Source organism: Prauserella halophila, from assembly GCF_024171895.1.
GTDB classification, from domain to species: Bacteria; Actinomycetota; Actinomycetes; order Mycobacteriales; family Pseudonocardiaceae; genus Prauserella; species Prauserella halophila.
This window is the reverse complement of the sequence record NZ_JAMTCQ010000009.1, coordinates 1,309,611-1,322,943: the sequence shown is the minus strand read 5'-3', so window position 1 is coordinate 1,322,943 and position 13,333 is coordinate 1,309,611. Positions and strand designations below refer to the sequence as shown.

The following is a 13,333-nucleotide window of genomic DNA, read 5'->3' as shown; positions in this document are numbered from 1 at the left end:
CTTACCGATCGCATAGGCGACCTGCACCTCGGCCCGATCCGCCAGACCGGCAGCCACCACGTTCTTGGCCACCCACCGCGTCGCATACGCCGCGGACCGGTCCACCTTCGACGGGTCCTTACCCGAGAACGCGCCACCACCATGACGGGCCATCCCGCCATACGTGTCGACAATGATCTTCCGACCCGTCAGACCCGCATCACCCATCGGACCACCGACCACGAACCGGCCCGTCGGATTGATCAAAATGTTCGGGTTCTCGGCCTGCAGACCCAGATCCTCGATCTCCGGATCAATCACATACTTCTGCACATCCGCCGCAAGCTGCTTGTCCAGATCGATACCCTCAGCATGCTGCGACGACAACACCACCGTGTCCAACCGGACCGGCTTGTCCTTGTCGTACTCGATCGTGACCTGCGTCTTCCCATCCGCACGCAAATACGGCACCGTGCCGTTCTTCCGCACCTGCGACAACCGCAACGACAACCGGTGCGACAACGCGATCGGCAACGGCATCAACTCCGGCGTGTCCGAGCAGGCATACCCGAACATCAACCCCTGATCACCGGCACCCTGCTTGTCCAGATCATCCAGAGCATTCTCCAGACGCGACTCATACGCCGTGTCCACACCCTGCGCAATATCCGGCGACTGCGCACCGATCGACACACTCACACCACACGAAGCGCCATCAAAGCCCTTCTCCGAGGAGTCATAACCGATGTCCAACACCGCCTGACGAATCAACGCCGTCGCATCCACGTTCGCCGCCGTCGTCACCTCACCGGCCACATGCACCTGACCAGTCGTGATCATCGCTTCCACCGCGACCCGCGACCGCGGATCCTGCGCCAACATCGCATCCAGAATCGTGTCGCTAATCGCGTCACACATCTTGTCCGGGTGACCCTCGGTCACCGACTCACTCGTGAACAACCTGCCTGTACTCACAATGCTTCCTTCTGTCGACGGGAGCGGTCTTACTTGTGTCTCGTGAACTTGCTTGCGATGCGGCGCCGGATCACGCCTTGACGTGGAAGATGCCCCACGCGAGGTTGCCGGACTTGCCGCCGGCAACCCAGTTCCGGAGGCCGAGCTTCATGCGGTCGCGGTAGTCCTGGCTGATCGTGCCGGCCAGCTCGGTCTCCCGCTTCTCCAGCTCGGCCAGTACGCGACCGTAGTGGTTCGCGAGCTGGTGGGTGTGGTCGTCGAACTCGACCGACGCCATACCCAGGCGCTTCAGCTCCTTCGTGTAGAAGGCGGGCGAGCCGAGGCTGTCGAGGTGAAGCCGGTCGAGAATCGGCTGCAGCGCGGACGTGTCGCAGCCGTCCGCGGCCATCGGGTCGGTGAAGACCATCTCGCCGTTCGGCTTGAGCACGCGCACCGCTTCCTCGACCACGCGGACGCGGTCACCGCTGTGCAGGTACGCGTCCTGCGACCAGATGACGTCGAACTCGTTGTCGTTGAACGCCAGGTTCTCGAAGTCGCCGTCGACGACGTCGATCAGCTCGGAGAGGCCCGCTTCCTTGTTGAACTGGCGGTTGCGCTCGTTCTCGACCTCGGAGAGGTTCAAGCACGTGACGTGGACGCCGTAGGTCTCGGCCAGGTAGCGGGCCGCACCGCCGTAGCCGGCACCCAGGTCGAGCACCTTCTGGCCCTTGGTCAGGTCGAGCGTGTTCGCCATCTGCTCGACCGTGCGACGGCTGGCGGCGGCGATCTCCTCGGTCTCCGACTGGTACAGGCCGACGTGGATGTCGGTGCCGCCCCAGACGTTGTAGTAGAAGTTGTCGGCGTCCTCGGAGTTGTAGTACTCGCGAGCGGTGTTGACCGCACTCGAGTAGTTCTCCGTCATCGTGTTCTCCAGGTACGCCTTCGTCGCAACGTGCACGAAGAAGTCCGGCGCGTTGTCGCTGCCGTAGGCCTCCTGGAAGTCGCCGTACGTGTCGATCTGCTGGAAGCCGACCTCACGCAGCAGGCGGCGCAGGTAGTTCTTGCGCAGCGGGAACATGTTGAGGTGGTACAGCGAGCCGTCCGGGAACTCGTACCGGAAACGGGCCAGACCGTCGTCGACGTACTCCGGCTCGGCGCTGACCTGGTCACCGCAGTAGTAGTACGTGTGCTTGCTCGAGAACCCGTCGTCGAGGATCGAGTCGTAGTTGCGCTGGTCGATGATCAGGATGCCGTCGTGCTTGAGCACGGAGTAGAACTCGGCCAGCGCCTTACGACGGTCGTTCTCGTCGAACAGGTGCGTGAAGGAGTTGCCCAGGCAGACGATCGCGTCGTACTTGCCCTTGACGTCCTTGCTCAGCCAGCGCCAGTCGGAGTGCACGACCTTCAGGACGTAGTCGCCGTACTGCTTGCCGTTCTCGAACGCCTTCGCCAGCATCTCGGCGGCGCCGTCGACACTCGTCGTGTCGAAGCCCGCCTCGAGCATGCGCACGGAGTGGAAGCCCGTCCCCGCGGCGGCGTCGAGTACCGACTCGACGCCGTGCTTGCGGAGCAGGTCGACGAAGAAGCTGCCTTCACTCTCGTACCGGCCACGCCAGTCGATCAGCTCGTCCCACTTGTCGACGAAGCCCTCGTTGTACTCCTCGGCGTAGTGGTCGCTCTCCCGGACGGCCAGCGGGTCGGAACCGAACGCCTGGTCGGGATGCGCGTCGGCGCGGCTCTTCTCTGCGACTTCGGCCTGCGCATCGGTGGTGCCAGCCGTTGATTCCTGCATTGGGTTCCCTCCACGTTCGGCGGATCGGTGCTTGATCGTCCGTGGCCGACTCACCGCAGTCTCGTCCCACCTCTCGGCGCACGTCACGTGCGGAGATACGGCCGCGAACACATCGGGGAAGGGCGGAGAAAGATCCGGGCCGACGACGCGACGTATCGATCGCGGTTCAAATCGGCCCGCGGCGCGCATTGTGCGCAGCCCGAGTAACGCGCGTCACACCTGACGCGGCCCTTCGCCCCGACTGGGCGGAATTGCGCCGTATCCGCACTGATCCCGCGCAAACCGCCTGAGACTCAATCTATTCACAAACTCGCCGTTCGATCAATGGGTCCGTGGCGTGACGTGAATTTTCACCCCTCGTATACCGCGCGAGCGACGCTTCGCGGCCGCACGAGCCGCGCTCACGACGCCGCGGCGAGCTGCGTTCTGCCAGGTCGGAGGGCTGATGCGCGCAATGCGCAACCACCCCCGCGTTACACCGCCAAGGGTTTTGTGACGTCCGCAACACACCGACACGTTCGGACCAAGCAGAACTACCCAGTGTGCATTTCAGCGCGGATTTCGCCGCAGCTCTAGCCCGTGAGCCTGATCAATGATACAAGATTCGAGTTCGTAGCGTATCCGACAACGCGTTGCGCATTACTCAACAACGATACCTGCCGAGGCGATCACCGAATCACCGCGGGAGCGCCGCCGGACATCGCCGGTGCACCGCCCAAGATTGTCAAAATGTAGTACCGTTATCGTTCCGTTGCCGCCTTGACATCGTGGCGAAACAATGCAACCTGCACGATGTGCGATTCACGAGTGTGCTTGCGGACACAATTCCGGTGACCGAGGTCATCACTGCCGCCAATTCGGATTCGGTGAATCGGAACTTCTATGAGATGGCCGACCCGGATCTTGAAAATAGCGCCTCGTGCCGCGTCGCACCGTCGTAACCGCCTGCGACCGGCGGCAACGCGAACAGCTCGCCCACTGTCGGTGCCACGTCGACCGTCGTCGCCGGAGCCGAGGACGTCACCCCCTTGCGTACCCGTGGATGCCCGCCCGCGACGAAGAACGGGATGGGCTCGGTCGCCGGGTGACCGTGGTTACCCGGGATCGGGTTCGATATCGGCGTCGGGTCGGAGAAGCGCCATCCCGCCTCGCAGTACACGACCAGGTCCGCACCGTCCGGTGCGAGCCGCAGCTTCGCGGGCGAGTGCACCGACAGCACCCCCGACGTGGCCAGGGCGATCTCCCGCATCCGCGCCACGGCCGCGCCGCGTTCGGACTCCGGGCCGGTGAAGGTCAGCAGGTCCGCTCCGCCGTTCTGCGCGATCGCGACCTTGCCCGCCAGTGCCTCGTCCGCCTCCAGCGGCGCCTGCAGTGAGATCATCTTGTGCCCGTGCGACCAGTCCATCGAGTGGTCCGCGATCACCATGACCACGCTCGAAGACCAGCGGCCGCTGCTGCGCAGCTCGTCGACGAACCGGCCGACATGCGCATCCGTGGCAGCGAGTGCGCCCGTCCGCAACAGTCCCAGCGACGTGCCGGTCAGGTCCGCATGGCCCACCCGGTCGACGTCACCGAGATTGACGAAGACGAGGTCCGGATCCGTCTCGTCCACCATCGCCGACAACGCGCACTTGGTCGCCAGGTCCGGCGCATGGTCGGTGACCGGAATCAGCGGCTCCGGTTCCCAGCGAACACTCGCCCGATCCCCGAAGATCGTGTACAGGTACTCCTTACTGAGCACACTGCCGCTCACCCGGCCCGTGCCCGCGACCCGCTCGAGCAGGGTCGGCACGCGGATGTCCGACGGCCGGTCGAGCGTGCGCACCACACCCTCGTCACGGTCGTAGACGTCGTTGGCAGGCACACCCGACCGGTCGGGCCGTACGCCGGTCATCATCATCACGTGGTTAGGCAGTGTCTCCGTCACCGGCAGTGCACGCGCCTGCGGGAAGTGCGTCCCCTCGGCACGCAGTGCGTACAGGTTCGGCGTCACACCGGGGTCGATCTCGTCGGGCCGTAGCCCGTCGACGACGAGCACGTAGACCCGCAGGTCCTTCTCGCCCGCCACGCCCGGGCCGTGCCCTCCGCTCCGGGCCGCCGACACGGCCGGCGCCCCCGCCGCGGTGGACAGCACGATCGCGGCACCGGTCGTCGTCGCGACCCGCAGGAACCGCCGCCGGGACGCATCGACGCCATGGCGCGGTGCGGCAGCGGGGGCGGTGTTCTCGTCGTTCATCGTTCCTCCTGCCGTGCCAGGGCTCGGCTGCGTGCGTCGGCGCGTGCGTGTTCGGTCGCGGCCTCGTACCGCGGGACGATCCCGTCCATCGACCGCGGGGCGCGCTCGAGGCCGCCGGTACCTGCAGGCACGCGGTAGGAAGCGGTGACCTCGGCAGCGCTGGCGGGATCGGCACGGTCGGCGAGCCGGAACCAGTCCATGCGCACCTGTTCGGGCGTGACGTCGAGGACCGAGAACCCGTGCGAGTCGAAGTCGAGGTATTTCACGTGCGGGTTCGCCAGCTTGATGGCCGCTTCGACGACCAGCGACAGCGTGCGGGGCCGCACGTTCAGGTAGTCGTCCAGGTTGTCGCTCGTGACCGAGGTGCAGACCAGCTCGGTCGCGACGGCATCACCGCTGAGCGGGTACGTCAGCGGATCCGCCGGAAGCTCCGCGGCCCAGCCCGAGTGAATATCGCCGGTCAGGAACACGGTGCCGGACACACCGTGGTCGCGCAGCGCCCGCAACACCGCCGCCCGGTCGGACGTGTACCCGTCCCATTGGTCCACATTATACGGAACCCCTTCGACGGGACCGACGAGTTCCGTGATCGCCCCGAACTCCCGGGTGGTCAATGTGGACGGAAACTGCACGGGCGAGATCATCACCGAGTTCCCGACGAGCTTCCATTGTGCGGTCGCGGTCGTGAGTCCCGACGTGAGCCAGTCCAGCTGCTCCCTGCCCGTGATGGTGCGTTCGCCGTCATGAATTCCGCCGTCGAACGGATGCGCCACCTGCTCACTGCGATAGGACCTCAAGTCCAACATGGACAGTTCGGCCAGTGATCCGAACGTCAGCCTCCGGTAGAGGGTGCCACCGGGTTCGTAGCGCACCGGCATCCACTCCGCGTACGCCTGCTGGGACGCCGCCCTGCGGTCGGCCCACGTACCCTCGTCCGGCTCGGTGTGGTTCTCGGCTCCGCCCGCCCAGGCGTCGTTGGCCGACTCGTGGTCGTCCCACGTCACGGCGAACGGCGCGGCCGCGTGCAGCGCCTGCAACGACGGGTCCGTCTTGTACTGCGCGTGCCGCCGGCGATAGTGCTCCAGCGTCGTCATCTCGACCGGGGGATCGTGGCGGCGCGGCACACCGGATCCGGCCCCGTACTCGTACAGATAGTCGCCGAGATGGATGACCAGGTCGAGGTCTCCACGCTCGGCCAGGTGCCGGTACGCGGCGAAGTGGCCCGCCTGCCAGTTCGAACACGAGACCACCCCGAAGCGCAGACTCCGCACTGCGCTGCCGGCAGTGGGGGCGGTGCGAGTCCGGCCGACGGGCGATGTGGCGCCCCGCCAGGAGAAGCGGAAGTAGTACCACGTGTCCGGCTCGAGGCCGGTGACATCGGCCTTGACCGTGTGGTCCCGGCCGGGGCCGGTCGGGACCCGGCCGCGGGCGGCGATCCGGCGAAACCCCGCGTCGCGGGCCATCTCCCACCGGACGACCGACTCCACTCCCCTGCCCGAACCGGGTGTCGCGTCGGCCGACGGGGTCAGGCGCGTCCACAGCAGCACGCTGTCGGGCAACGGATCGCCGGAGGCCACCCCGTGCCGGAACGGCTGCTCGGCCCCGGCCGCCACGGCGGGCCCTGTGAGTGCGGCCCCACCCACGGCGGCCAGTGAACCCGTTCGCAGCACCTGTCTTCGGTTCATCGTGTTCACGCTGGCACTCTTGAGGACGGCACCCCGTCGTGTCACGGGTGCAACCGTTTCGTTCAACCAGATTTCGCCCGGACGGCCGGGAACCGACAGTCGGGTGTGACCGTCATGCTTGCCGGGTCCAGCATGCTTGTGTAAGTATCGGCCGACTGTTCGCTGAGTCGGTCCGGACACACCCGGATTCGGACGGACAGGAGTCGGTGTGAACCAGGTTCAATTCGCGTTCCAACCGCTCTACAGCCTGCACACGGGGAGTGCAGTCGCTGTGGAAGCGCTTGCCCGTCCGGCCTCGGGGCGCATAAGCGAATTGCTTGAATCGGCCATGCGCCTGGGCAGGCTCGTCCAGGCCGATACGGGCCTCGCCGCCCGCGCCGTCGACGAAGCCGAGCACCACGCCACGCGGCTGCCGCTGCATCTCAACATCACGGCGCTGACGGCCGCCTCCCCCTCGTCCTCGCTGGAACCGCTGCTCACCGCGCTCCGGGAGACGGGGCGCAGGCCCCACGACATCGTCTTCGAAGTCGGCCCGCCGTTCCACACGGCTCCGCCCGCGGCACTGCTCGACGGATTGAACCGGCTGGCCGCGCACGGATTCCGCCTCGCGTTCGACGGAGTCGGCGCCGCCGACCTCCCGCTCAACCTGCTCGCCGATTCCCGCACCGACATGGTGAAGCTGGACCGCAGCTCCCTCGGCAAGCTGCCGGACGACACCCCGACGACGGCGCTGACCGAAGCGCTGGTGCATTTCGCCGACCGCACCGGCGTACGACTCGTGGCGACCGGGGTCGAGACCGAGACGCAGCTGGACACGGTGCGCGGACTCGGTATCGGCCTCGTCCAAGGGAACCTGTTCGCGCCGGCAGGCGCGGGCTCCGTACCCGCCGGTGCCATCGCTCCGGCCCACTCTGGCCGTGACTCCTACCCGTCCGGCGGAACACCCGGGATCAAGGACTTCCTCCGCCCGGCACGGACCGTGTCCGCCGACGCCACGTGCGACGAGGTCCGCACGGTCCTCGTCGACGACGTCGCGCTCAGCGGCCTCGTCGGCGTCGATGCCGACGGCAAACCCCGCTGGTCGATCGACCGCACCCGCTTCCTGCTCGCCGTCACCGGCCCGTTCGGTCACGCGCTCCACGCACACCGGCCGGCGCGGCGCCTCGCCGACCCGCCGCACGTGATCCGCAACTCGGCATCGACGCTGGAGGTTCTGGACCTCGCCAGCGATGGGCAGTCCGGCCGGGCCTCGGACGACGTGGTCGTCATCGACGAATCGGGCCGCTGCCAGGGGGTCGTACTGATGCACGAGCTCGTCCGCGGCATGGCCGAAGCCAAGGTGGAACAGGCCGCAGCCCTGAACCCGCTGACCCGGCTCCCCGGCAGCGACGCCGTGGCCAGGGACGTCGACCGGCGCCTCGCCGCGAACGAACCGCTCGTGGTCGGCTGGCTGGACATCGACTCGTTCAAGACGATCAACGACACAGCCGGCTTCGCCGCGGGGGACGACGTCATCCGCGCGATCGGGCGCGCGCTCACGCGCCTCGCCACCGACCTGGGCGGAGTGACGGTCAGTCACGTCGGTGGTGACGACTTCCTCATCTCGTGCGGGCAGGACACGATCCGCCCGCTCGCCGACGCGATACTGGACACGCGCTGGTCGGCGGACGGGATGCCGGTGACCGTGTCGTTGTCCACGCTGCGGTGCCCGCGACGGTCCATCGAGTCCTACGGCGAGATCTCCCGGCTGCTGGCGCCGTTGAAGAAGCACGCGAAGGACCTCGCAGGATCGAGCTGGGTCTGCGGAAGACCGGGCACCGGGCACGTCGAGGTACTCCGCGGCACGCCCGGCGCCTCCGGGACGTCGGCGTCCGCGGGCTGAGGGACCTCCGTCACCGGTCCGATCGGGGACATCTCCCGCGGCACGGCTCATCGCGGAATATCCACCCGCCCGCCTGCCGGCACCGGGCGATCCGGCCGGAGGCCGAACTCCGCCCGCAGTTCCCGCGCTGCGGCCAGGCACACCGCGGCCAGCGCGACGGGCTCACCCGGGTCGCCCAGGCCCCCGTCGACCGCGTCGAAGTCGTTCCACAGCGCATCGATCCCGGCGGACCCGGCGTCGCACGCCGGATGTACGAGGCGGCCGCCGACCGGGTCCCGTCGGCCGTCCTGAGGTTCGAGCCGAGTGACGACCGCCGCCGGTTCCCCCAGCGGGCCGACGACGGTCGCTGCGAGCTCGGCGGCACGCGCAGGCGCATCCCCCGGCCCTGCCAGGAACGACACCCGCTGCCAGGCCTGCCAGCACGGCAGATCCAGGGGGAACGTTGCCGCCCGGGACGGCTGCGTACCGCCGCCGGCGCGGTCGAGGGCCGCCGCATGACCGGCTGCCTGTGCACGTTCCGCGTCCTCCCCGGTGGCCGCGTCCCCGGTGGCAGCGTCCCCGCCCGGCCACGCGTTCCGCGGCCCGGCGGGGGCGACACCGTCCGACGGAGCCTGCCCCAGCACCGGACCCGCCACCGAGTACAGCCGCGGAGCATGACCGGTCCGGTGGTACGGGTGCGCCAGTGTCACCAGCCGGAAAGCTGCATCCCCGGCGTCCCGTGCCGTCGTCCGGACCAGCAGCTCCGCGCTCCACAGCCGCACGGTTCGTCCCCGCCTCCGCACTTCCCACGCCTCGACGTCCAGTTGCTCCTGACGCCGGTGGCCCGCCTCGCCCGCCGGGTCGTGCTGACCGGGCACGGCGCCCCGGCGTCGTGTCTCGTCGACGGCCGACGACATCCACGGCAGGTCGGCTCTGCCACTGATCCCCACGAACAGTCCCCGTTCCCTGACACCTTGTCCACTCGCGCCGTCTCGTCCACTCGCACCGTCCGGACGGCCGGCCGATCCGGCACGCATCATCGCTGGTGAGCGGCCCGCGATGCGCGCTGGCGAACGACAAGCTAGCACGGAACGAGCAGGGCGCGCCACAGCGCGCTACCTGATGGTGTGACGCAGACCGACGCGGTGTGCCGCGTTCCACAACTTCGTGCAGCTCGGGACCGTTCTAATGTCGAACCCATGAGCGGTCCCGCACCACGCAAGTACAACCCGGACAACAAGACCGGATACGAATACGAGCTACTGGCCGACCACCTCGCCGGGCTCATCGCCAGCGGCGAATGGGCTCCCGGACGACGAGTGCCCGGCGAGCGATCCCTGGCCGAGGAGTACGGCGTCGCGCTCGACACCGTCCGCAAGGCAACCCGCATCCTGCGCGAGCGCGGACTCGTGCAGACCCTCAAGTCGAAGGGCACGTTCGTCGCCCATCCCGATTGAGTCACCCATCCCGAACGACCCGCCACCGGTCACCACCCGGCGGCGGTCACCGCTCACCATCGGGCGCGCGCCGCGGCACACCGCCCCGACGCCGCCCTGCCTCACGCGTATTCGCGCGCGCCGCTGTCCGCCCTGCCATCGCTCGTGGCACCGTAGAACCATGAGCGAGCGCAACGTTCTCGGCGACGAGCTCCAACCGTGCGGTACCGACCCGGTGACCGGCTACTACCGCACGGGGTGCTGCGAAACCGGAGACGACGACCCCGGCAACCATTCCGTGTGCGCCGTGGTGACGACGGAGTTCCTTGCCCAGCAACAGGCCGGGGGCAACGACCTCACGAACCCGCGCCCGGAGTTCGGCTTTCCCGGCCTCACCCCCGGGGACCGCTGGTGCGTCTGCGCCGATCGCTGGCTCCAGGCGCGCGAGGCCGGGTCCGCACCACCGGTCGTGCTGGCCGCGACGCACGAACGCGCCGCCGAGGTCGTCCCTCTGGCTGTGCTTCGCGAACACGCGGTCGACGTGCCGGCCGATCCGAGCAGTCTGCTCTGACCCGGCCCGGCCGTCAGCCGTGGTCGGCCGCCGGCTTCTCGGCCAGCACCCGCACGACGGGCGCCGTCGTCTCGGCTTCCACGACAGTCATGCCCTCGGCTCGCAACGTGGCCGCGATCGCCCGGTGCCCCGGCATCCGCACCCCGGCGAGCCCCGCGGCGGCGGCCACCGCGTCGGCGCCCGGTCCCGCATAGCCCGGCTGCAGGACCGCGACGCGACCACCCGGCGCGACCACCCGGGCGCACTCGGCCAGCGCCGCCTGCCGGTCGTGCACGAGCTGCAGCACCATCAGGCACGTCACGGCGTCGACGCTCGCCTCGCCCAGCGGCAGCTCCGTGGCATCCGCCCGGAGGAATCCGACGTTCGGCGCGGCACAGGCGCCCGCGGCACGCCGCAGCATCGACCGCGACACGTCGACGCCGATGGCGACCCCCTCGCCTCCGACATCCCGCCCCAGCTCCGCGGTCACCGTTCCGGGACCACATCCGACATCGAGGGCGGTCCCGCCTTCGGGCAGGTGCAGCCGCTCGGCCGGCGGGCGGAGCCGCGCGACGACCTTCCTGGCGAAGGCCTGCGCGGGCTCGTACACGGCGGTACCCGCACGCGACTCCCACAGTGCCTGTACCGGACCGCTCGGCCGTCGCTCCTCCGTGCCGAGCAGGTCGAGGTACCCGTCCCGGATCGACACCGGGGCCGGTTCCGTGGTCAGCAGTGGCAGTACGCGACGCACGGCGTCGGGCAGCGCGGTGGAGTCCATGCGCGCGACCGTACTGGGCACGCCGCTGCCGCCGACACAGTCGACGACAGCGGTGACACGACAGGTGTGAGGCGACAGCGGTGAGGCGACAGCGGTGAGGCGAGACGCAACGTCCCGGCTGCCGTCACCCTAGGCGGACATCGACCGTCCGGGCGCCAACACCGCATCGACAGCCGGCGGCACCTCGCGATAAACGGGCAGCCGCCGTTCCAAGCCGGTGACCTCGATCGGGCGCAGGACCGGCCGTGCCGCGGCGAGTGCCCACGGAATATTCCGCGATCGCGCATCGGCACCGGTCTGCAGCAGGAGCGACAGCCCCGCCGCGCTGAGATAACTCGTCTCGGTGAAGTCGAGCACGAGGGCCCGCACATTCTGCAGCTGATGTTCGAAACACGGGCGCAACAGCGATACTCCGAGCAGGTCGATCTCCCCCAGCACATGCATCACCACGAGCCCCGCACGCCGTGGTTCGGTCACCACCTCGACACCGGTGGCCGAAATCGTGCCCGCTCCCGATCTTGCCCCGACGACCGTCTCCATGAAAGTCCCTCCCCCGGATTCCACACTCTGTTCTCCGACCCCGACGTTCTCCGACCCCGACGCCGGCCGTCCTGCGACCCCGACACCGGCCCGCCGCGGCATCGTGCTCGACGCCGGTACCCCGCGGTGGTGTCCGGCAGCACCGCCTCACCCCGGCATTCCATCCGGGCATTCCACCCGGGCATTCCGCCCGGCCCGTCGCTCGTGGCTCACCGGAGCCCGCCGCCGGAGTCACGCCATATCCCCGCGATATGACGAATACCCGCAGCGGCCGACAGAATCGGAGTCGAACATCCCGATTTCGCCTACCCCGAGCCGAAATCGCCCGGCGAAATCTGCGCAGATCGTCGACAACCGTCACCTGTCGGCGATGCATCACCGACCCCGACGCCGCTGCTCAGAACGGTACGCCCGTCGCAAACGAACTTCAACACCTCGACCCATCCGGCCGTGAGTTGTCCATAATGGACCCTGTCCGGAAAGAAACCCACGAAACCGTTCAATTCTACGATTAATCGCCGAACCGGGGGTGATGCCACGAACCACGGCCTGTGCCACCGGCCGGCTCCGCACCGGCCGGCTCCGCACCGGACCGCGGGGCGTGCCCGGCACCCGCGGCGACGGCGCCGCAACCACGACGACCCGGACCGACTACGGTCGTTTCCCATGGCAACGCTGGTGACTTTTCACGCGCACCCGGACGACGAATGCATCACGTGCGGCGGCGTGATGCGCATGGCCGCCGACCAGGGACATCGTGTGGTGCTCGTGGTCGCCACGCGCGGCGAACTCGGTGAGGTGACCGACGGGGTGCTCGAGCCGGGCGAACCGCTGTGGCGCCGCCGGGTCGCCGAGACCCGTGCCGCCGCGGACCTCCTCGGCGCCGCGCGCGTGGAATTCCTCGGATACACCGACTCCGGGATGATGGGTGAACCCTCCAACGACGAGACCGGCTCCTTCTGGCAGGCCGACGTGGACGAGGCCGCACAGCGGTTGGCCGACATCCTCCGGGAGGAGGACGCCGAGGTGCTCACCGTCTACGACTCCCACGGCGGCTACGGCCACCCCGACCACATCCAGGTGCACCGCGTGGGCCTGCGGGCGGCCGAACTCGCAGGCACCCCACGCGTCTACGAGGCCACGCAGAACCGCGACCAGATGCTCCGCGGAATGGCACAGCTCGCCGAGAACCCGGAACTCGCCGGTATCGAACTGCCGGACGTCGACGCCGCACCCGAGTTCGGCAGCCCCGAAGCGGTGCTCACCGCGGCGGTCGACGTGACCCCGTATCTCGACGCCAAGCGCGCGGCCATGCGGGCGCACGCGAGTCAGATCGCCGAACAGTCGTTCTTCCTCGCGATGCCCGACGAGGCGTTCGCGTTCACCTTCGGCACGGAGTGGTTCATCCGCGCGGGCGGCGGACCGGGCATCACCGAGACCGACCTCATGGCGGAGCTGCCCGTCACGACCGGTGCGGACACGTCCGGGTGAGATCATGGGCGGCGAGTGCTGCGGCCCGCGG

General features: G+C 68.7%; 11 protein-coding genes. 4 read left to right on the top strand and 7 right to left on the bottom strand.

Annotated elements, in window-relative coordinates; all coding sequences use genetic code 11:
• The 4 genes from metK to LY41_RS12340 form a co-directional block, all read right to left on the bottom strand.
• On the bottom strand, nt 1–957 hold a 957-nt coding region (gene metK / locus LY41_RS12355; protein WP_253864108.1), incomplete at its 3' end, for a methionine adenosyltransferase.
• A 67-nt stretch (nt 958–1,024) separates the two neighbouring features.
• Complete coding sequence (locus LY41_RS12350) at nt 1,025–2,725, bottom strand: glycine/sarcosine N-methyltransferase (protein ID WP_253864004.1); 1,701 nt, start codon at nt 2,723–2,725, stop codon at nt 1,025–1,027.
• 880 nt (nt 2,726–3,605) lie between these two features.
• Nucleotides 3,606–4,961 (bottom strand): alkaline phosphatase family protein, encoded by a 1,356-nt coding sequence (locus LY41_RS12345; protein WP_253864003.1) that lies wholly within the window; start codon nt 4,959–4,961, stop codon nt 3,606–3,608.
• A complete protein-coding gene (locus LY41_RS12340) occupies nt 4,958–6,646 on the bottom strand; it encodes an alkaline phosphatase D family protein (protein WP_253864002.1) in 1,689 nt (562 codons plus the stop codon). Before LY41_RS12340 ends, LY41_RS12345 begins: the two co-directional genes overlap by 4 nt.
• A 208-nt stretch (nt 6,647–6,854) precedes the next feature.
• On the opposite strand from LY41_RS12340, the gene LY41_RS12335 reads away from it, so the two are divergent.
• The gene (locus LY41_RS12335) at nt 6,855–8,528 is read left to right on the top strand and encodes a GGDEF domain-containing protein (protein ID WP_253864001.1); all 1,674 of its coding nucleotides are present in this window, start codon (nt 6,855–6,857) and stop codon (nt 8,526–8,528) included.
• Between the two features lie 47 nt (nt 8,529–8,575).
• On the opposite strand, the gene LY41_RS12330 is transcribed toward LY41_RS12335, so the two are convergent.
• Nucleotides 8,576–9,457 carry a hypothetical protein gene (locus LY41_RS12330; RefSeq protein WP_253864000.1) on the bottom strand — a complete coding sequence of 294 codons (882 nt, stop codon included), beginning with the start codon at nt 9,455–9,457 and terminating at the stop codon, nt 8,576–8,578.
• A 249-nt stretch (nt 9,458–9,706) separates the two neighbouring features.
• Here LY41_RS12330 and LY41_RS12325 point away from each other — a divergent pair, with 249 nt between their 5' ends.
• Nucleotides 9,707–9,964, top strand: coding sequence for a winged helix-turn-helix domain-containing protein (locus LY41_RS12325; RefSeq protein ID WP_253863999.1), 258 nt, complete (start codon nt 9,707–9,709; stop codon nt 9,962–9,964).
• A 160-nt stretch (nt 9,965–10,124) separates the two neighbouring features.
• The gene (locus tag LY41_RS12320; protein ID WP_253863998.1) at nt 10,125–10,514 is read left to right on the top strand and encodes a DUF2237 family protein; all 390 of its coding nucleotides are present in this window, start codon (nt 10,125–10,127) and stop codon (nt 10,512–10,514) included.
• 13 nt (nt 10,515–10,527) lie between these two features.
• Here the strand turns inward: LY41_RS12320 and LY41_RS12315 are convergent, their stop codons facing one another.
• Together LY41_RS12315 and LY41_RS12310 are read right to left on the bottom strand one after the other, a co-directional pair.
• The gene (locus LY41_RS12315) at nt 10,528–11,271 is read right to left on the bottom strand and encodes a class I SAM-dependent methyltransferase (RefSeq protein WP_253863997.1); all 744 of its coding nucleotides are present in this window, start codon (nt 11,269–11,271) and stop codon (nt 10,528–10,530) included.
• 129 nt (nt 11,272–11,400) lie between these two features.
• Complete coding sequence (locus LY41_RS12310) at nt 11,401–11,811, bottom strand: STAS domain-containing protein (protein ID WP_253863996.1); 411 nt, start codon at nt 11,809–11,811, stop codon at nt 11,401–11,403.
• Between the two features lie 666 nt (nt 11,812–12,477).
• On the opposite strand from LY41_RS12310, the gene LY41_RS12305 reads away from it, so the two are divergent.
• Nucleotides 12,478–13,302, top strand: a complete 825-nt coding sequence (locus LY41_RS12305) for a PIG-L family deacetylase (protein WP_253863995.1) — start codon at nt 12,478–12,480, stop codon at nt 13,300–13,302.
• Nucleotides 13,303–13,333 lie beyond the last annotated feature (31 nt).

What these genes read in the sequence shown, in the direction of transcription:
- LY41_RS12340 (WP_253864002.1), bottom strand. Translation starts at nt 6,646, where the DNA reads ATGAACCGAAGACAGGTGCTGCGAACGGGTTCACTGGCCGCCGTGGGT.
- LY41_RS12315 (WP_253863997.1), bottom strand. Translation starts at nt 11,271, where the DNA reads ATGGACTCCACCGCGCTGCCCGACGCCGTGCGTCGCGTACTGCCACTG.
- LY41_RS12305 (WP_253863995.1), top strand. Translation starts at nt 12,478, where the DNA reads ATGGCAACGCTGGTGACTTTTCACGCGCACCCGGACGACGAATGCATC.
- LY41_RS12320 (WP_253863998.1), top strand. Translation starts at nt 10,125, where the DNA reads ATGAGCGAGCGCAACGTTCTCGGCGACGAGCTCCAACCGTGCGGTACC.
- LY41_RS12350 (WP_253864004.1), bottom strand. Translation starts at nt 2,725, where the DNA reads ATGCAGGAATCAACGGCTGGCACCACCGATGCGCAGGCCGAAGTCGCA.
- LY41_RS12345 (WP_253864003.1), bottom strand. Translation starts at nt 4,961, where the DNA reads ATGAACGACGAGAACACCGCCCCCGCTGCCGCACCGCGCCATGGCGTC.
- LY41_RS12310 (WP_253863996.1), bottom strand. Translation starts at nt 11,811, where the DNA reads ATGGAGACGGTCGTCGGGGCAAGATCGGGAGCGGGCACGATTTCGGCC.
- LY41_RS12325 (WP_253863999.1), top strand. Translation starts at nt 9,707, where the DNA reads ATGAGCGGTCCCGCACCACGCAAGTACAACCCGGACAACAAGACCGGA.